At 32.4% G+C, this 20587-nt stretch carries 8 protein-coding genes; 2 read left to right on the top strand and 6 right to left on the bottom strand.

Annotation, left to right across the window (positions count from 1 at the left end; all coding sequences use genetic code 11):
• Positions 1–314: 314 nt before the first annotated feature.
• The 3 genes from WNY60_RS00005 to WNY60_RS00015 form a co-directional block, all read right to left on the bottom strand.
• Positions 315–5684, bottom strand: a complete 5370-nt coding sequence (locus WNY60_RS00005; RefSeq protein WP_342861039.1) for a LamG-like jellyroll fold domain-containing protein — start codon at positions 5682–5684, stop codon at positions 315–317.
• A gap of 242 nt (positions 5685–5926) precedes the next feature.
• The gene (locus tag WNY60_RS00010; protein WP_342861040.1) at positions 5927–10579 is read right to left on the bottom strand and encodes a LamG-like jellyroll fold domain-containing protein; all 4653 of its coding nucleotides are present in this window, start codon (positions 10577–10579) and stop codon (positions 5927–5929) included.
• Positions 10580–10757: 178 nt separating this feature from the next.
• Positions 10758–15437: a M14 family zinc carboxypeptidase gene (locus tag WNY60_RS00015; RefSeq protein ID WP_342861041.1), complete on the bottom strand. Its 4680-nt coding sequence runs from the start codon at positions 15435–15437 to the stop codon at positions 10758–10760.
• Positions 15438–15913: 476 nt separating this feature from the next.
• Between WNY60_RS00015 and tssD the strand changes: the two genes are divergently transcribed.
• Complete coding sequence (gene tssD / locus WNY60_RS00020; protein ID WP_342861042.1) at positions 15914–16309, top strand: type VI secretion system tube protein TssD; 396 nt, start codon at positions 15914–15916, stop codon at positions 16307–16309.
• A gap of 85 nt (positions 16310–16394) precedes the next feature.
• Here the strand turns inward: tssD and WNY60_RS00025 are convergent, their stop codons facing one another.
• Positions 16395–16790 (bottom strand): hypothetical protein, encoded by a 396-nt coding sequence (locus tag WNY60_RS00025; protein WP_145002090.1) that lies wholly within the window; start codon positions 16788–16790, stop codon positions 16395–16397.
• A 150-nt stretch (positions 16791–16940) separates the two neighbouring features.
• On the opposite strand from WNY60_RS00025, the gene WNY60_RS00030 reads away from it, so the two are divergent.
• Complete coding sequence (locus tag WNY60_RS00030; RefSeq protein ID WP_342861043.1) at positions 16941–17933, top strand: hypothetical protein; 993 nt, start codon at positions 16941–16943, stop codon at positions 17931–17933.
• A gap of 24 nt (positions 17934–17957) precedes the next feature.
• Here the strand turns inward: WNY60_RS00030 and WNY60_RS00035 are convergent, their stop codons facing one another.
• Both WNY60_RS00035 and WNY60_RS00040 read right to left on the bottom strand, forming a co-directional pair.
• A complete protein-coding gene (locus WNY60_RS00035) occupies positions 17958–18593 on the bottom strand; it encodes a response regulator transcription factor (RefSeq protein WP_145002088.1) in 636 nt (211 codons plus the stop codon).
• Between the two features lie 6 nt (positions 18594–18599).
• Positions 18600–20567: a tetratricopeptide repeat protein gene (locus WNY60_RS00040; protein ID WP_342861044.1), complete on the bottom strand. Its 1968-nt coding sequence runs from the start codon at positions 20565–20567 to the stop codon at positions 18600–18602.
• Between the last annotated feature and the right edge of the window lie 20 nt (positions 20568–20587).

Raw genomic sequence — 20587 nt, forward strand, 5'->3', positions numbered from 1 at the left:
TTCAGGGGAACAGGATAAAGTAAATTTAGAGGTATTAATTACTAAGTTGAAATAATTGTTTCTTGGATTTTTCTTTAGACATAATTATCGATTTTGTTCTTAGATTTTCAGGTCAAACTATTAGATGGTTGTTTTATCTAGGAAAAATTAAGTTTAAAGATTTAAATAACAGTGTTTATAATTATATTTTGTCAGTACTTTTTATTCTGATAATAGTCATTATTCTTATTGCTTAAATAGTATAAAATTAAAAAGCCGAAACATATGTTTCGGCTTTTCTTTTTAGTGAATTATAAAATGATTTGGGGCAATACTTATTCAACTAAAACTTTCTTTGAAATTTCACCTTCGCTCGTTTTTAATTTGATGATATAATTTCCAGTACTTAACTCGCCAGAATTTAATTCTATATAATCTTGTGTGTTTATATCCTTAAAGTTAGTGATGTGCTGTCCTAAAATATTGTACAAATTAACAGATGTAATGGTGTTTAACTTAGGATTATTAATAACAATGTTTTGTAAGCTGTTAGAGTAGTAGACGTTAATGTCGTTCTCTAATTCAGTATCCTCTACACTTAAACTTTCTTGTTGGTTGCTAAATACCAATTCAAATCTGTTACTATGTTCTCCTGCAGGTAAATTAATTATAAAATCACCTTGTCTTAAATCATGATAAGTAGCATTTAAAACATCGTGTATGTAAATGTCAAGGCTATTTGGTACGTTTTCTAAAGCATCTAATGTAAGTGTATTATCACCAGCTGCATCTGTAATTAGACCTATTGGTAAAACCGTGTTTTGGTCTATAACGTTTGTCCCTTGTATGATATAGTTATTGTTATCAATAGTCCAATACATATCATCCATTTGAGCGTCTTTTTTCTCGCCATCATAAGCCCAATCATATCCTGGAGTCGCATGACTGTCTTGAGTTACTAGCAATTGTCTGTGTATTCCGTTAACAGAATTTAATCCTAATCTAATTTTTAATCTAGAGTCAGAGTTATAATTATCTGCTACAGAGTTTTCAGAAGACATTCTAACAAACACAGATGATGATCCTTCTTTTTCAAAAACACGTTGGCTATTAGTAAATCTTAGTGTACCTGTGTTTTCACTTTTTACAAAAAATCCTTGTGCAACCGGAATATATCGACCTGGAAGTTTAGTAGGTGTACCACCTGTTGCTACCATAGGATCATTAGTACCATAACTTGCAGCAGGAGTTGCACCTGATAAATTATAGGTTGCATATCCACCTTGATAATCTGCTAGATTATGAGAGCCTCCTCCCCAATGTTCCCAAAAATATAATGTACCAGTCGTTCCACCTGCTCCTAATATTGTTGGTGCATTATCCATAATAAATTGATGAGCATCTATTGCAGATGCATATGGATTACCAATTAAATATTCGTTTGAAGCAGTTATAGGTAAAGTTATATCACCATTATTTGGTTTTCCTTGTAATACATAATTTTGTTCTAAAGCTACATTTCCGCTTGTGTTTGTAACTCCTTTCATTGTAAAGCCTTCACCAATTTGTAAAGATCCTGTACTTCTTACATGTTGCCAATCAGCATAAGCACCAGATTGGTTAGCGTATTTCCATATCCAATAATCTGCAATACCAATTGGTGTTCCAGAAGTACCATTATAACTATTAGTTATAAAGTTGATATTAGTTGGAGCAGCAGGATTAGTACCATCTTTATAAATTGTTGGTAATGTATAGCTGTTATTATTTGTAGTTACATTGCTAGTTCCAACAGGCGACGACCAATAGTTATAGGTGTATAAATCCTGAGTACCTTGTTGGTCACGCTCTAATGTTCCTGCACTTGTAACATCTAGATCACTATTTAATGTTTGGATTAATTGTGATTCGCCTTCTAAATCTATCTTACCATCTAATTTTAAATAGTGTGTAATAGTCAAACCATTACCTTGATTTAAACTAGTGTCACCATTTGCAGTTAACTTATTGCTTTCTACAAATAAACCTAAAACTGTTCTGTTTTGATTATTTCCAGAAGGAAGCGTGTTGTTATCTAATGTTAAATTATGGTTGGTTTTAACAATATTCCAATCGATAGTTACACTAGGATTAACAATACTAGCTGTTCCAGGCATATATAACTCGGCTCCATTAACCCAAGTACTGTTATTATCCCAACTACCATCACTTGAAGTGTTATAAGGTAAAGGAGAGGATTGGTACTCTAAAGTAAATTGATTAGGGTCTGTTAGACTACCTCTGTTACCATTACCAGAGACATCGTTAAGATGCGTTCCAATATAAGAATTCATGTTGTAATAAGCCTCTAGATTAGACCAGTCAACAACTTCAATATCATTTTTAGTTATTGCATTTGGGACTACAACACCATTTACAGCAGTGCCTGCTTTTTGCAATTCTTGATTCATGACATATCGTAATTGAGTCAAGGTTAATGCTTGGTCCCAAATTCTGATTTCGTCAATATCCCCTTTAAAAAAGTCTAAAATATTTAATTTATCAATATAAATTGCACCAATAGCAAACTCGGCACCATTAGGCGTTGGATTGACAATGGTTTTTGAATTATCTAAAACCCCATCAATATAAAGACTAGCAATGTTGTTATCGTAAATTACAGCTACATGATGCCAAATGTCGTTAGGTAAAGTTGTAATAGAATTTATTCGGTCTGTTGGATTGTTTCCTATTGAAAAACTTACAGTATTATTATCTGTTAAGAAAAATTTGTAACCATCTACACCATCATTTTTTGCAACTATTGTTTTGTCGCTAGCTAAGTTGTTAGAACCTTCAGGTTTTACCCAAGCCGAAGCAGTAAAGTCACCAGCTAAATCTACTTTATTACCTACTAAAGTAAAATTATCCACACCATCAAATCCTAAATGTCTAGATTTAACCTCTTCGTGTGCCACACCAAAAGTAAAATATTTAGTACCATCAAAATCATAAGTACCTTCTCTAGTGCCTTGACCGTTAAAAGTACTTGGGTCTAAAAATACCGTTTGTAAGTTAGTTGTAAAACCAGAATCATCTGATACAAGCATAACATAAGCGTCATTTCCTGTTAATGGAGGTAATCCGGTTAAATCAGTATCAAATACAGATACCTCAACCGTTCCAATATCATCTCCAGCAGTTTCTACAATTTTCCATTTTCTGTTCATTACATCTGTAATAGTTGTAATAGTAGCAGGTCCTAAGCTTACTGTAACAGAAGCACCAGAAGTATTGGTGTTTTGACCATCATTACCCCAAACTAAAAACTCTTTGTCAGTACTAAATGAGCTAGAGTTTAAGTTGTTTGTTAAAGCTGTGTTAGTTAATGATATAGCTACAATGCTTGAGTTGTTAACGCTTTTAGATTGTTTTTGGATTAAATCCGAATCATCATCACGTCCAATTCCTGCAATATCATAATTAAAACCAGAATTTGCAGACACATCCCAAATTACGTTTCCATTGGAATCTACATAATCCTGAGATGTACCATTAATACCTAAGGTAACACCATATTTGATAGCTAAATAGGATTGAATTTTATTACGTTCGTCTAACAAGTTAGCATCATTTTTTCTTGAAGAAAAAGAGATGATTTCTACAATTCTAGCGTTAGTAGCAGCCTCATAACCTTCGCTTCTTCCAATCCAATAACGCGAATCATTAACATTAGAAAAATCGGCAACGTCATTGTGTACTGTTGCTACATTATTAGCATTATAAAATAACTCTTGTCTAGTTGCAGCAGTATTGTTTCTAGCATTTAAAATACCAACATTATTATAATTTGTAGTCGTGTTATTATCTGCGACACCATAACCTGTATATGGAGCCGAATTAGTTGTTGGTCCAACGCAATAGGCAAAAACCTCATTAGTAAATCTAGCCGAATAACGACCATATCCAAAACCTGTAACGTCTTCAGTATCTGTAGCTAAATCTTCGTCACCACAGAAAATGTCCATGTTTCCAAAAGAGGTGTTAATGTTGTTATCAGGTAAAACAACAGCAAACATATCCTGAGTGTAAAACCCAGAATCACTCTTTAAAAAGTCTCCATTAGTATTATCAAAAGAGTAGTCATTATCTGTAGGAGCTAAGCTGTAAGAACTATCAAAGTCTACAACAGCATTAAAGTTAACATTATAACTAGGATGATCTCTGTACGTAGGTTCTTGTCCAGCCATGTTTACTGTGGCATGATTAGTATTAGCTTGATCATACCAAGTTGTTAACGGTTGGTTGTCACTAAGTCCTGCTCCATCATTTGCTTTTAACCACGTTTCAAGATTAGATGTTACACCTCCAGGACCTTGTGCTAAAGGCGTATTTCCATAACCCTGAACGTAAAAAGTATAAGGATTTTCATTTGAATCGTCATTAGCAATAGTAATTATTGCAGATCTTAATCCATTTGAAGAAGGATCAAAGGTGATGCTAAAAGTTGTATTACTACCTGAGGCAATTGGAGTAGTTGGAATACTAGCTAAGGTAAAATCCGAAGCATTTGCTCCAGTTATACTAACATAAGGTAATCCACCTGTTAATGATAAAGGTAGTGTACCATCGTTGTTAATAATAAACATATTTGTATTACTACCAGAAGCAACATTAATAGACCCAAAATCTGTGTCATCTGTTGTGCTAGGTGTATTATCTCCACTATTAATTGTTGTACTATTTCCTGTAATATTAATTTCAGGTAGAGGCGTAGTAACTGCGGTTAAAGAAATATCATCAATAGCCATATCACTTCTGTAATCATTTCCTGTGTTTCCAGAAAATCTTATATTAATAGATTGCCCAACATAAGCGGTCAAGTTTATAGTAACTAAAACCCATGGAGATCCATTATTGGTTTGTACTTGGTTGCTTTGTGACCAAAGATTAACAGGGTATGTTGTACCTCCATTTGTACTTAAGTCTACATTTAGAGTTCCCATGTTAGCACCATACATATGATGGTAAAATGAAAATTGAGCAGAAGTCGCTCCTGTTAAATCAAAACATGGACTTAATAAGTTTGCTGTTCTGTTGTTATTGCTAGATGCTTCAGTATATAAATACCAATTTCCGCCATTAGCGTTAGAAGGTCCAGTATTACTAGATGGTGTCCCAGTTGAGTTTCTTGTCCAATTTAAATTTTCACTAGTATCCTGTGTCCAACTTCCTAAACCAGATTCAAAACCTTCGTTATAAGGAAAACTACTTACTATAGAAGAGCAACTAGTTGCACAACCTCCAGATACATTGAAAAATTGAGTAACACCTCCTGGTGTTGCTCCATTACCTGAGTTTGTTAATACAGTGGTACCACTAGATGTAATGGTTATATTAGATGTCGTTCCATTCCAACCATCATTATAAGTATCATAAAGCACTGCGTAATAATTAATACCATCTGCTATACAACCTAAATCTAATGTAGTGCTGTATGAGTTATTAGCACTACCATCAAAACCATTATCAATAGTGGCTAATAATGTGCCTCCAGGATTATAAATTTCAACTCTGTTTTCAGAGGACCAACTTGGCCAATTTACAGAGACTTGTACAATAGACGTCTGAGCAAACGTATTACATAAAGTAAATAGACTTATCAGTAATATATGTTTCTTACTTAATAAGTTAGCTAATAAAGCTTTAAAAGTAAAGGTTGTCATAAGCAGAAATGTGTTTAGTTTGGGGACTAATTCAAAATTCGAGGTAAAACTATCGCTTTATTAGGTAAAATACAAATATTTTCGATGAAATGCACTTTTAAAGATTTTATTGAATCATTTATAGGTTTAAAAGCATAAAAAAGGGTGTAAAGTATTTTGTTTTAGATTAAGGTGAAATAAAAAAAACCAAGACATCATGTCTTGGTTTTTTGTTAATAAGAATAAAGTAGATTTGGGCTATATTATTCGACTAAAACTTTTTTAGATAGTTTACCATTTTCTGTAATTACTTCTAAAACGTAAGTACCAGTACTTATTTTGTTCGTTTTTAATTCGATTAAATCTGTAGATTCAAAATCATTAAAAGAAACAATTTCTTGTCCTAATATATTATAAAGACTTACTGTTTTTACATTTTCTAATTTAGGGTTATTTACTACTATAGTATTAGACCCATTTGCATAGTAATAATTGATTGTAGTTTCTATTTCAAAATCTTCTGTAGACAATGAGTTAGATACTTGACTAAATCTTAAATCAAATCTATCCAAATACACTCCTGTTGCTAAGTCTAAAGCGACGTCGTTTTGTCTAAGATCATGGTAAGTATTTGTAAAGTTGTCATAGATATAAATTTCTAAGTCATCAGGTACATTTTCTAAAGCATCAATTGTTATTGTGTTTATTCCATCAGTATCAACATGAATTCCTAAAGGTAAAATAGTTGCGTAATCAATAACATTAGTACCTTGTATTGTATATTTATTATCGCTAATCATCCAATACATATCGTCCATTTGCTCTGTTTTGGCTTCACCATCATAACCCCAATCATATCCAATAGAAGCATTAGTATCTTCTGTGACTAATAATTGTCTGTGTACAGTGTTAACAGAATTAAAGCCTAATCTAATTTTTAATCTGTCATCTGCATTGTAACTATTAGCTGTTGTTGCAGCATCAGCAGTAGATCTTACAAATACTGAAGAAGCTCCTTTTTTTTCAAAAATACGTTGTCCATTATTAAATCTAATATTACCCGAGTTTTCGCTTTTTACAAAAAATCCTTGAGACACTGGAATATAGCGACCTGGTAATTTAACAGGTGTACCACCTGTAGCGACTAATGGATCATTGGTACCATAGCTTGCAGCAGGAGTAGATCCTGATAAATTATATGTTGCGTAACCACCTTGGTAATCTGCTAAATTGTGAGATCCTCCTCCCCAATGTTCCCAGAAGTATAATGTTCCGGTTGTACTACCAGCACCTTCAATTGTTGGCGCATTGTCCATTATAAATTGATGCGCATCTAATGCTGATGCATATGGATTACCAACTAAATATTCGTTTCCTGCAGTAATAGGTAGGTTAATATCTCCATTGTTTGGTTTTCCGTTAAAAACATAGTTTTGTTCTTGAGACAAATCATTACCAGTATTTGTAACTCCTTTTAAAGTAAACCCTTCTCCTGTTAAAAGTGACCCTGTGCTTCTAACATGTTGCCAGTCTGCATAAGCTCCAGATTGGTTAGAATATTTCCATATCCAATAATCTGCAATACCGATTGGTGATCCTGAAGTACCATTATAACTATTTGTTATAAAGTTTATATCAACCGGATTATTAGGGTCAGTACCATCTTTAAATACCTGAGGTAAAGTATATGCATTATTATTAGTACTATTATTTGTTACACCAACTGGAGAAGACCAGAAGTTGTAAGTAAACAAATCTTTAGTCCCTTGTTGGTCACGTTCTATTGATCCTGTACTTGATGGGTCTAAATCACTGTTTAAAGATTGAATTAATTGCGACTCACCTTGTAAATCTATTTTTCCGTCTAATTTTAAATAGTGAGAAACTGTTATTCCGTTACCTGTATTTAAATCGTTATCACCATTTACAGATAATGTGTTATTAATAACATTTAAACTTAATACCGTTCTGTTATCATTGTTATTAGCTGGTAGGTTGTTGTTGTTTAAAGTTACGTCATGACTTATTTCAACAATATTCCAATCTACAGTAACATCAGCATCTACTATTGATGTAGATCCAGGAATGTAATGCGTATTACCATTAGTCCATGTGTTATTATTTGCCCAATCACCAGATGTAGTAGTAGTGTATGGTAAAGGTGCTGTTTGGAAATCAACAGTATTTAAGTTTTTTAAAGCACCTTGTATATTATTACCTGAAGCGTCGTTGGTATTAGTATAGGTGTAAATTGACATTGGATAATATCCTTTTAAGTTACTCCATGGTAATGAAGCTACTTCATTATTTGATATTGTATTAGGTACTATTTTTCCGCTTGTAAACGAACCGTTTTCTTCAATTTCTTGGTTCATTAAATAGCGCAATTGTCCTTCGCTTAGATTGGTACTCCAAACTCTAATTTCATCAATATTTCCTCTAAAAAATTGATTAGTAGATGTTTTTGAAGCAGCAGCAATTAAAAATGACTCGTCAGTATCAATAGGAGCAGACCTGTTAGCAGAATTATCTAATACACCATCTATATAAATTTTCAAATTAGATCCATTATATATTGCTGCAACATGATGCCATTCGTTATCAGGAATTCTTGTTGTACTTGTTAGTCGTTGTCTACTACCATTTTGCCATTCTATTCTTATACGATTGTTATTTAAAATCTGAAAATCATATCCTGCATTAAAAGCACTGTTACGTTTAGATAATATTGATTTAGTTCCGGAATCTCCAGCATCTCTTTTTATCCAAGCAGAAACTGTAAAAGCAGATGGGTTTAAATCCAAATTATCTTCCATGTCAATATAGTTACTGGCACCATTAAAATATACAGATCTAATAACTTCTACCTGTGATGCATATCCAAATGTTATGTATTTAGTGCCATCAAAATCGTATGTAGTTTCTAAGTTTGTACCATTCATGGTCATTAATCTGTAATCTGCAGTTGGGTCAAAAACTGGAGTGTCTGATATAAACATGTAGTAACTACCTGGAGGAGAAATGTTTCTAATCGCGTTTTGCGGAATGGAAACTTTTACCTTACCAATATCTCCACCATTTTCTACTACTTTCCAAGTACGTTGCATACCTAAAAAGCTTACTAAAGTGGATAAACCTGGAATACCACTACTCATGTCAACACTTATTACTTCTGGAGCTGCATCTAAATTTGCATTGTTATTTCCCCATGTTAAGTATTCACGATTATTTAATGATACAGGATTTGACGCTTTATTTAAACTGTTTGTGTCGTAAATGTCAGTTAAGCCAATAGTAATTAATCCTCTAGTTTCTCCTGTAGCATCTAATTCAGAGTTTACACTTCTTGATTGTCTTTGGTCTAATTCGGCACTATCGTCACGTCCAATACCAGCAATATCATAGTTGTATCCATTATTTGCAGATTGATCCCAAATTACATTTCCTTGGCTATCAACATAATCCTGAGAGATTCCGTTGACACCTAATGTGATTCCATATTTTATACCTAAATAGGACTGTATTCTATTACGTTCTTGTGTAAGGTTGTTGTCAGATTTTCTTGAATTGTAAGTAATAACCTCAGCAATTCTACCATCAAAACTTCCGTTCCAATATTGACTTCTTCCTAACCAATACCTACCATTATTAATAGTTGCATATCTAGATATGTCATTAGTTTGATTACCAACTTGTTTGGCATTAAAATATAATTCCATGTTACTATTAGCTGCATTCTGTCTAACGTTAACTATTTGAATTTGATTGTAATCTGTCCCTGAATTTGTATCGGATAATCCATAACCATTTTCGGTTGGGTTTGATGGCGTTTCACTAGTTGTACCAATACAATAAGAAAGACGCTCATTTACAACCCTTGCAGTGTAAGAACCATATCCAAAACCTGTAACATCCTCAGTAAAACTATCTGTTAAAGGATCTGATCCAGTAAAGGTATCTAAAGGATTCATGTTTGTGGTAATTTCTGGATCTGGCATTAAGACTACAAAAACATCATTAGTACTAAAACCTCCAGTTCCTTTTAATTCGTCTCTATTATTTATATAGGTCATATCAGATTGAGACGAATTATTGTTATTTTCAAACTCGATAACAGGGTTAAAATTTAAGTTTTTAGAGCTATTGTCTCTATACACTGGTTCTTGTCCTGCAACTACAACTTCTGCATTGTTCCCTTTTCCGTTATCTACCCATTTACTAACGTTTGCACCATCTAATCCATAATTAGAACCATCTAATTGATCTGCTTTTAACCATAAGTCTAAATTACTTACAACACCTCCAGGTCCAGTAGTTGGTGTGTTAAATGTTGTACCAGTAATTGTAATGTTATCTATCATTAAATAATCATTAGTGTCACTTGCATCACATCTTATTCTAAATCTACCTGTTCCTAATAAAGGAAAGTTAAAATCAGTAGCCATTAAGGTTGCTGTTTTACTATAAAATATAGTTGAGTTACCTGATTGAAAGTCACCATTTTTATTAGCAACACTACCACTAACAAATCGTGCAACGGTTTGCCAACTACCACCTCCAAAGAAACCTCCTGAGCTATATTCGATAAAAAAGTCTTCGCCATTTTCCATACTATAAGTAGTAAAGAAAAATTTAAAATCAATTTTGTCGTAAGCTCCAACATAAAAATATGGAGAAGTCATTGAAGAGTTGTCACCTAAATTATCTCTTAACCAAAAACTGGTATTTCCTTCGTAAGCGTAAAAGGTATTAGTTGCTCTGTATGCTTGAGAGGATTCTGTCCAACCCTGCGTTCCAGATTCAAAATCATAAAATCCTAAAGTCGTTTCGGTTTGACCAATTGCAGAATAGTTATTAGCAATACTTATTAATGCTAAAAAAATTAGTAGGGTTTTGTTGAGGGTAATGTTTTTCATAGTTTAAAAGGTCGATTTGAGGGGAATCTTTTTTTGTTAATATGATGTAAAATTAAATTTAAGCAAGCACTAAATAGGTTGACTTTAGTTAGAAAGCAATTAACTGTCGATGAAAGGATAGTTTCTTGCTTTAGACCGTTTTCAGGCTATTTATTGCTTGCTTCTAGGTTCTTGTTGGTTAAAATTTAATTAGTTTTTGAGTTTGAATAAACGTGTTTTTAGAATCTGAAATACGTAAAAAGTAAGGTGCTTGTTCTAAGCTTTCTAACTGATTTAGTCTAATCTTTCCATTAATAGGTTGCGTTACCTTATTGTATATCACTCTACCATTTAAATCAAATATTGAAACAGATATGGTTTCGTTATTTAAGCGTATTGGAAGTTTAATGTCTATAAAAGCATTAAAAGGGTTTGGACTAATAACAATGTTTTCATTTTCAAAGTCAGTAACTCCTAAAGTCTCAGTTTCGTCAGATCCATTACAGTCCTCATCAATTCCGTTTTGTGGAATTTCGGTTGCTCCAGGATATACAGTGTCATTAGTATCATCACAGTCGGTATTATCTGTAACATAGTCTACGGGTTGAGTACATGTTAAAATTGAATTATTTGCATCACCAAAACCATCTCCATCAAAATCTGCATAATACGTGTTAGTAGCAGTTGTTACAGTGATGTTTAAAGTCTGATCTGCATCACATCCAGAACCAGTCACTGTAACAGACGTATCTCCAGCTGAACCATTATATGTTACACTGTTAACTGACCATGTGTAGGTCTCGTTAGAGCAAATAGTAACATTGGTAATTATAGGTTCTGGAGGTGTTCCTGTAACGTCCCAAGTACAAGTACTAGAGTTGTAAGTTGCAGTTTCATAACAAGCAGTTGTAGGAGCATCTTGTTGTAATATAGTAACCGTTGCAGTTGCTGTATCTATATTAGCATTTGTGTCTGTAACTGTAAGTGTTACTGTGTTTTCGCCAATATTAGAGCAATCAAAACTGGTTTGTGATAGACTGTAAGATGCAATTGCGCAATTATCTGTTGATCCATTATTAACATCAGCAGGAGTAATGGTTGCGTTTCCGTCTTGATCTAATTGTACATTTATATTTTGTGTTATGGCAACAGGATTGGTGTCGTCAACTGTTACATTAACTGTAAAAGAAGCTGTTTCAGTATTACCAGAACTATCAGTCACGTTGTAACTAATTGTTGTTATTCCGTTAGGAAAAGTATCTCCACTATTTAATCCAGTAGTGTCAGTTCTATTAGCTGTTAATGAATTATCACAATTATCCGTAACTGTTGGATCTGTCCATGTTGGATTATTAGCACCACAAGTTAATACAATATTTTCTGGAACATTAGCAAATACAGGTTTAATTTGATCTAATACAGTTATAGTAGCTGTACAGGTATCAGTTTGACCATCTGCATCTTCCACAGTTAAAGTTACGGTAACAGGCGTACCAATATTAGAACAGTCAAACGTATCTATATCAATACTATAGTTTGTAATGGCAACGTCGTCTGTTGATCCATTATCTATTTGAGATGCTGTTATTGATGCGTTTCCGGTAGCATCCAATTGCACATTTATATTCTGACAATTAGCCACAGGTGGAGCAGAGCTTGCTAAATCAGAGGTAATACCTAATTTATCAATTGCAATGTCTCCCGACCATCCATTATCTGAATTTGAGCTAGTAGTGGCACTTAATCTTAACTTAATGACTTGACCATCAAAAGAGGATAAGTCCACAGTTTGAGTTTTCCAAGCCTCAGTATGACTAGCTTGTTGGCTTCCAGAAAGTGTATAATCACTTAAAGTAGCATAGGATGCACCATTATCTGTACTTACATCAACTGTTAATACACCAATAAAGTCTCCAAACATGTGGTAATCAAAATTGAATGACGCATTTTCTCTGTCAGAAAAATCAATACATGGACTTAATAAACTAGCTGTTTTACTTGGAAAGTTAGGGTTTGATGCTTCAATGTAAATAAAGTAAGTACCATCTGATGCTAATGAAGGTCCTGTGCCTGCAGATGGAGTAGAATTACCATCGGCTTCTTGCTGTTTAATTGTCCAATCAAAGTCGTCAGTAGGTGAGGTTTGATCTGTCCAAACACCTAATGTGTTTTCAAAACTTTCAAAATATGGGAAAGTAGTAATTGCTGTTCCTGTACAAGGCGTTGAGGTAGTTGTTGTGAAATTTGTTATTGCACTGTAACTAGAATTACTAGAAGTACACTTTGTTCTTACTCTAACATCATAATCTGTAGTCTCATCTAAGCCATAAATAGTATACGTATTTGTAGCAATGTCTGTAATAGTTGTCCATCCAGCAGATCCAGAACCTGTTTCTCTATATCTTAAATCGTAAGTTGCTAACACACCTGCATCCCAATTTACTTGCGCAGTTGCAGTTGTAATATTTGTTACAGTTACGTTGGTAGGAACAATAGGTTCACAAGCATAAGTGATACCTATAATTTTAAAGTCATCAATAAAAAAACCATCATTAGTTGTCGTATAATTTTCATTAACATTTAAAGCGTCAGTCCTGAAGTTAAATCTGATTTTTACATTGTCAGAATTTAAAATTGAGGCATAATCACTGTCAATTGAAAACTCTTCCATAACCCAATTATCCATTCGGTCACCATCATATATCTGCCCAGAACTATTGGCCTGAGAATTAGCATAAGTACTACTTTTGTTATCATGACTGGTTGTATTACTAGTCGCGTTAGGTTTTGTGTAATTTCCGCAAAGCGAAATCCAATTTGATCCACCATCTGGAGAAGCTAAAACTTCTGCAAAATCATAATTTCTTTCAATATCCCATTTTGAATAAAACTGAATTATTACTTCATTAGAATTTGTAAAATCCAAGCTATTTGTTGTTGTCAAAGATTTTGAAGCATTTACCTCATGAGATCCTGTGCTTATTGCACTACTACCATCATAAGAGTTTGATGTAATAGACCAACTACCAGATTGTGTCCATCCATTTAATCCGTCTGTATCAGGATTGCTTTGGAATAATATAGTAGGTTGATAGTATTTTGTGTATTCAGCTTCATAGATAACTCCATTATCGTTTGATAACGCGACGTTGTAGACAATTTTTTCGTTTGGAGAAATTCCAGTATTTAAATTTAAAGAAAAACTAACATTTCTTTGTTCAAGTACAGACATGCCTACTTCTGTTATTGGAGAAGCTATACTTGAAATGTTAGAAGATATTGGTGTTACAGTTACAGTAAAATCACTTGCTGTTTGTCCAATACGCTCAATACCTAATACAATATCATCACCAATTGCATTGCTAATTGTACTTTGAGTTAAATCGTGTAGTTTAGCATATTTACCTCCATAATAAGCAGTTGCTAAGGAGATACGCATAGAGTTTACAGCATTTAATCTTACGTTTGCATTATTAGGCCAAAATCCAGAACTGTTTGCACCATGTTCAGGTGTTGTTGCTAAAATAGCTTGACCAGAACCATTTTTCCCATTATTATCATTAGCTCCACCCATCATCCAATCATCTGGTAAACCATTAGATTCGTAAAAAATAGTTGCTCCGTAAAGGTATCTATTATACCTAGTCATTTCTTCATGCCATTTATAAAACTCATTTTCTCTACCAGAACTTAAAGTTGGTACACCACCATATGGATGCGGAACAGAATTAGCATAAGAGTGATTCCAAACACCTGTTTTAAAATTACGGTTAGTAATAAAATCTACCATAATTTGTGTCTCAGGTTCAGAAGCAGCAGATGGACCTCTATATAAATTACTTGTAGGAGATCCCGAAGATCCAACATCGTTATAATCCCAATAATAGTCAAAGTTTCGGTTTAAATCTACACCTCTTAATGAAGTCGAATTAGATGTGCTTCCAGTATTTGGTCTTAAGTTTTTACGCTGCATTCCACCTCCTCCTGGACTTAAATGTTCATTCCAACGTAGACCGTCAGGATTAACTACTGGTACAAAATATAACTCGTTATTATCAACTAACTCTTTAATCGCGTCGTTTGTATTATAGTTTTCAATTAAATACCACATAAAATATATGTTATTCATTAAAGCACTTACTTCTCTAGAGTGTATCATAGAAGTAAATAATATTTGTGGTTTTGTACCTTCAGCAGTAGCGCTTTCGTTACCTGTAATACGTATATAGTTAATGGTTTGTGGGTTCCATCTAGATGTACCTTGTCCAGAATAAGTTAATCCGTTATTGGTAATTGTATTTTGTGGATTACCCCAAGTTTTTTTATTATTAGATGATGCATCTTGTCTAGCAGATACTATATTTAAGTTATTTGTAGCATCATAGGAATTCATATTATCCAGTTCGGTTAATACTTCGCTTATTGTTAAGCAATTACCCATTGATCCAAAATGAAAATTAGTTGGTTCTACCCAATTAAATTCGTCACACCCTGTATATTGTATAATATTGTCTTTAATAATATTAGATACCGAAGCTCTTAATTGACCTTGTGATGCATCACTATTATAAGTTTGTTTACTAGTTGTATTATTAGTGTCATTTTTAATTCTATCCGCATAAAATTTTGTTAAGTCATCAATCACGACTTCAAACTGTATATTGTTTTCAGATAATATATCAAGTTCAGTATCTGCTAACTCTAAAGTTAAATTATCATGATCATGAGATGCGCCACAATTTAAATCAATACCTCCAGTTGCAATGATACGTTTTGTAGCAGCGTCTGGATTTGTGATTTTAATTCTAGAATGTTTTTCTTGTGCAAAAGAAAACGTACAAGTAAGTGTAATAAGAATAAGTAATGTAATTTTATTCATTGTTGTTGGTTTGAGGTATAAAGGATTTTATAATTAGACCGCTAAACTAGGAAAAATATTACGAAAATCTTCTTTTAAATGCACAAAAACACGACAAAATACATCTTTTTAGCTTAATCAGTTGGAAATGTGTAATTTACAAAATGCTTTTTTTATCGATAAAGTGTAATTTTTTGTAAAAATCTTCGATAAAATGCACTTTTTGTTAACTAAATATTATAATTAGCTGTTCTGAAATCATAAAATTATTCTAATTTTTAGGTAAAAAGTAAGAGGTTTCTTTACTTTTTATTGTCTTTTTTTCAATTGAATTTAATGCTAAAATTAGTATTCCAATTACCTTGTTTTTTTGTTTAATTAACAATTTTTAGCATGATTAATTTATAATTTCACGGAATACCGTTAGTTTATTTGTTGCTAAATACCTCAATTTTGTAGCATAAGTGTATAACAATAATTTAATAAATGCATTAACTATGGAAAACGCTAGTAATATTAAAATAGAATTATTAATTAAAAAAGATGACACGACTACAAAACAGTTTGAGCTTACCCAATGTGACTATAATTTTTCGACAAATTATTATCAAGAGGAGGATAGTAGACCTGTAGAGGTTAATTTATCTGCCGGAATTAAAAACGGTTTAGATCCTTTGTTTATAGCTTGGATTACTAATCAACCAGGAACTTGGTCTGGTTGTATAACCATTTTTATTGATGATAGCAACCAACCTGCAGTGTCATTAAAGTTTGATAAAGCTACTGCTACAGGTTGTAATCAATCTTTTAGTGAGTATAATACAAGTATTAACGAAACTTATTTTAATGCTCATTTAAAAGGTGTTGTCTTTAATGATTTGGCACTTAATTAATAGCTAATTATATAATCAGATAAAAAGCCTTTAAGATTAAATCCTTAAAGGCTTTTTTATAGTTTTTCAAAAAATATAATTTAGCTTATAAGTTGTTTTCTAAAAACTCGCGTATTACTAAGTCCGTAAAAAATCCACTATGGTGTCCTCCCCAACAAGCGGTTAATGCAAATACGCCTGCTTCTAATGTTAAAGATTTTTTGTCTTCAGCACCTTCGTTTGGTATACAATAGACTTCAATGGAGTTAATACTTTCTTGTACTGCTTCTTTTCCCATATCATCACTACAAACTTCTTTTAATCCATCTGTAAGCCTTTGTAAACAAACGCTTGGTACAAATTTTATATAATCCATTTCAAAAGTATCCCAATTAATATTAATAGGTAAGGCTTTACCAACAATGTCGTTAATCTCTTTTTGATAATCTGATAAATATTGGTCTTCAATTGATTTTGCTGCTTTTTTTTCTTTTAATCCCATGGTAAATGTTTTAGGTGTTATTTATGATTCAAAGGTATTTTAAGAGGTTATAAATTTTACACCTCATTTAAGTGAATATTAAAACTCACGGAATTCCGTGAGGTAGTAGCTTTTAATTAGCTCTAATTTTACACTCTAAAAAATTAAAAGATGAGGATTGTAATTATACTAGGTATCTGCCTATTTGTACTAGTAATATTAGCCAAAGGATTTACCAGGCTAGTTGGAGGTATTTCTAAAAAGCAAGCATCAAATAATTTAGTGCAGTATTTAACCAGAGAATATAAAGGTGAGCTTAACTTTAAAAATTTAAACCGTTTTTTTAATAGCGGAAACATGAATCCAAATATGTTTAGTGTCCGTATTTATAATGCGGATAAACCAGAAATTGAATTTTATTGTCATATAAACCTAAAAACAATACTAGAGGATGGAGGAATAACGATGAGTGGTTTGGATGTAAAAACGATAAATGATTATTATTTAGAAGCAATTAAACGTTACGACACAAGGCAAGCTATTAAACGAATTTTTAAAACTGAATTTTCTTTAATTGTATTTAATAACAATAGTATTGATTTAACCACTGATGTTAATTTAGAATCTGAAGCCTTACAATTGTTGCTAAATAAGTTTATTACACGTTTAAATTATTTTTATGACGATTTAGATATCTATTCTGATATTGCTTTAATTATAAAAACACCTAATCATCCAGAAGGGTTTATTGAAGTCCCTTTGGAGGTTTACGATAACAAATGGAGTATGTCCTGTTTTATGTTATCGGATAAAGCAACAAATTTTAATATTATAGAATCTAGAATTAAACGTGATCTTATTAAATATTTAGAGCAGTCACAGCCAAACTTTGAGATATATGACTCTAAAAAGGTTTATTTAGATAAAAATGCGTTGTCAAGAGCAGCTAGTGTCCAATATCTTAGCGATAAAACAGTTAATAATGAAGGCACAGTAAAATACCAAAACCCGCTAAAAGGGGTTTATGCAACTTATTTTGATTTAGAAACAGGTCATATATATAAAGGCGAATTAATTACAACAAAAAATGATAAAATCTCTTATGATGAAGAACTTGTTTTGATAAAAAAAACGCTTCAAGCAGAAGGGGTTTTAGCTTGGTAAATAAACATAGCTGTTAATTATTAATTAATCAAATAAACCAGATTCTATTGCATATTTTACAGCACCAGTTGTTGTTTTAGAACCCGTTTTTAATAATATGTTTTTTCGATGTGTTTCTACGGTATTAACAGAAATAAAAAGTTTTTCCGAAATTTCTTTAGACGTTAATTCTTCAGCTAAAAGCGCTAAGACTTCTTTTTCACGAGGTGATAACTCAATGTTTTTATATTTTTTTCGTTCAAAAACACTTTCCATGTAACGCTGTTTGATAATTTCAGAAAAATATTGTTCGTCACCTAAAACAGTTCTAACCGCTTTTTGTAATTCGTCTTTACTAGTAAATTTTGGAACAAATCCATCAGCACCTTTTTGAATAACTTTATGTACTGTTCTGTGGTTGTCTAACATACTTAGCATGATAATTTTAACGTGACTATGCTTTTTCTTTATCTCGGTTAGCAACTCAATACCATCCATTTTAGGCATATTTATATCGCTAATAATTAAGCCAATTTCAAACTGCTTAAGTAATCTAACCACTTGTTTTCCTTCGGTAGCTAGATGTACTTCTCCAATCTCTTCCATGTCACTTAAAATGGTGTTAATGCCTTCTAAAAACATTAAATGGTCGTCTGCTATAATGATATTTGTTTTTTTCAATATGTCTTAATTTATAGGAATGTCTATGGTAATTGAAGTTCCGTTTCCAGAACTACTATCAATAGTTATTGAACCATTAACTTTTTGTAAACGTTCTTTTATATTACGAAGCCCAATACCTTGTTTTTTATTGGTCTTAAACCCTTTACCATTATCATTAATTACAATGTTTAGGTAGTCTTCATGTTTAGTCAATTGTACTTCTGCTTGTGTCGCTTGTGCGTGTTTGATAATGTTATTGACTAACTCTTGTACAATGCGATAGGCATCTGCCAAAAGGTCTTCAGGTAGTTTATCAATGTCTTCTTCTGGAAAGAAAAAAGTTTGAATCGCTAAGGTTGTGTTATTAGTAATTTGTGCAACAAAATCGTTTAAAAAACTAGTAAACCCTATTTTAGAAAACGATAAAGGATGTAATTGATGAGAGAGACTGCGTATGTCAATACAAGCATTTTCTATTGCAGTGCCAATACGTTTGGCTTGTGGTTCTGAATTGTGTTTTTCAACATAATGCTCAAAAGCTATTTTTATACCAGCTAAATCACTTCCAATACCATCGTGTATATCTCTTGCTAATCTAGCACGTTCTTCATCTTGACCTTCTTGATAACGCTCTATTACAGATAATTTATGATCCTGAATCATTTGATTAATTTTTTGCTTTGCGTTTTCTTCTTGTTGAAGATTTAATTGTTTTTGTACTCGTAATCGCTGTATATACAACAACCTTAAAACTATTAGTGTTATTAATACTAACACAAAACCAGCAATAAATGCGTTTCTAACAAAACGTTGACGTTTTAAGGTAAGTTCGGCTTTTTGTAACTCGGCATCACTTAATTTTTGTTCTTTTTCTAATAACTTAATTCGTGTTTCTTTTAGTTGTGTCTCATAACGTTCTTGTATTTTAACAACATATTTTTCTTTGTCAAGAGCATTTTGTTCTGCTACTGTAGTGATTCCTTTTCGATAAAAAGTTAACGCATTTTTGTAATCACCTTCGTCTTGATATAATTGTGCTAAGTTTTTATAAATATCAGATTTGTAGCTAAGTAAAGATTGTTCTTCTCCTAAAGTTAAAGCTTCCTGAAAATAATTTATAGCTGCTTTTGTGTGTCCTAATTTACTTTCGCATAAACCTAAGTCGTTTAACACAATAACAATATCTGACGTAAAATTAAGTGCTTTTAATTGTGTTAACGTTTTTTTTAAAGCCACAACAGCCTCTTCACATTTACCTTCTTCCACAAGCATTTGCGAAAGGTTGATATTTATATACGCAATAACAGCTTTATTGCCTTCTTTTTCTCGATATCCAAGTACCGTTTGATAGTGCTTTCTGGCTTGGTCAAACTTGTTTTGCTCTTTTAAAATATTAGCAAAGTTAAATAAGGTTACCAATACACCATCATCGTCTTTTAAAGCACGATATAAGTTTGCTGCACGATCTAAGTTTTCGGTTGCTTTTTTATATTCTTTTTGAAGCACATAAAGTGTGGCTATATTTTGATAGGCATTGGCCTCTTGTACTTTATCATCATTTGCCTTAGCATAACTTAAGCATTGTATAAAACTATCCATTGCATTGGGATAATCACCAAGGTTTTTATAGCCCAATGCTAAAATGTTATAGCAAGCAGCCAGACCATTAGTAATGTTTAACGCTTTTAAAAGTGTAATTGCTGCTTTTGTTTCTTTAATAGCACTTTTATAATCTCCTGAAATATTACCTAAATTACCTAAAGCATAATGCGCTCTAACGGTTTGTAAATCTATTTTTAGTCGTTTACTTTCCTTTAACCAGTCCTGTGCTGCCTTTTTAGCAACTATTGGATTGGTATATAAGTTTTGTCCGTAGGTTTGGGATAACGAGTCAATTAATGGTGTGTTAGCAGATGTTTGAGCAATAACCCAAGTATTAATTCCTAAAAAAAGGAATAGTGCTATTAAGGTATGTTTTGCTTTTAATGCCATGTAATAAAAAACGTAAATTT

The organism is Olleya sp. AS48 (assembly GCF_038900355.1).
Classification (GTDB): Bacteria; Bacteroidota; Bacteroidia; order Flavobacteriales; family Flavobacteriaceae; genus Olleya.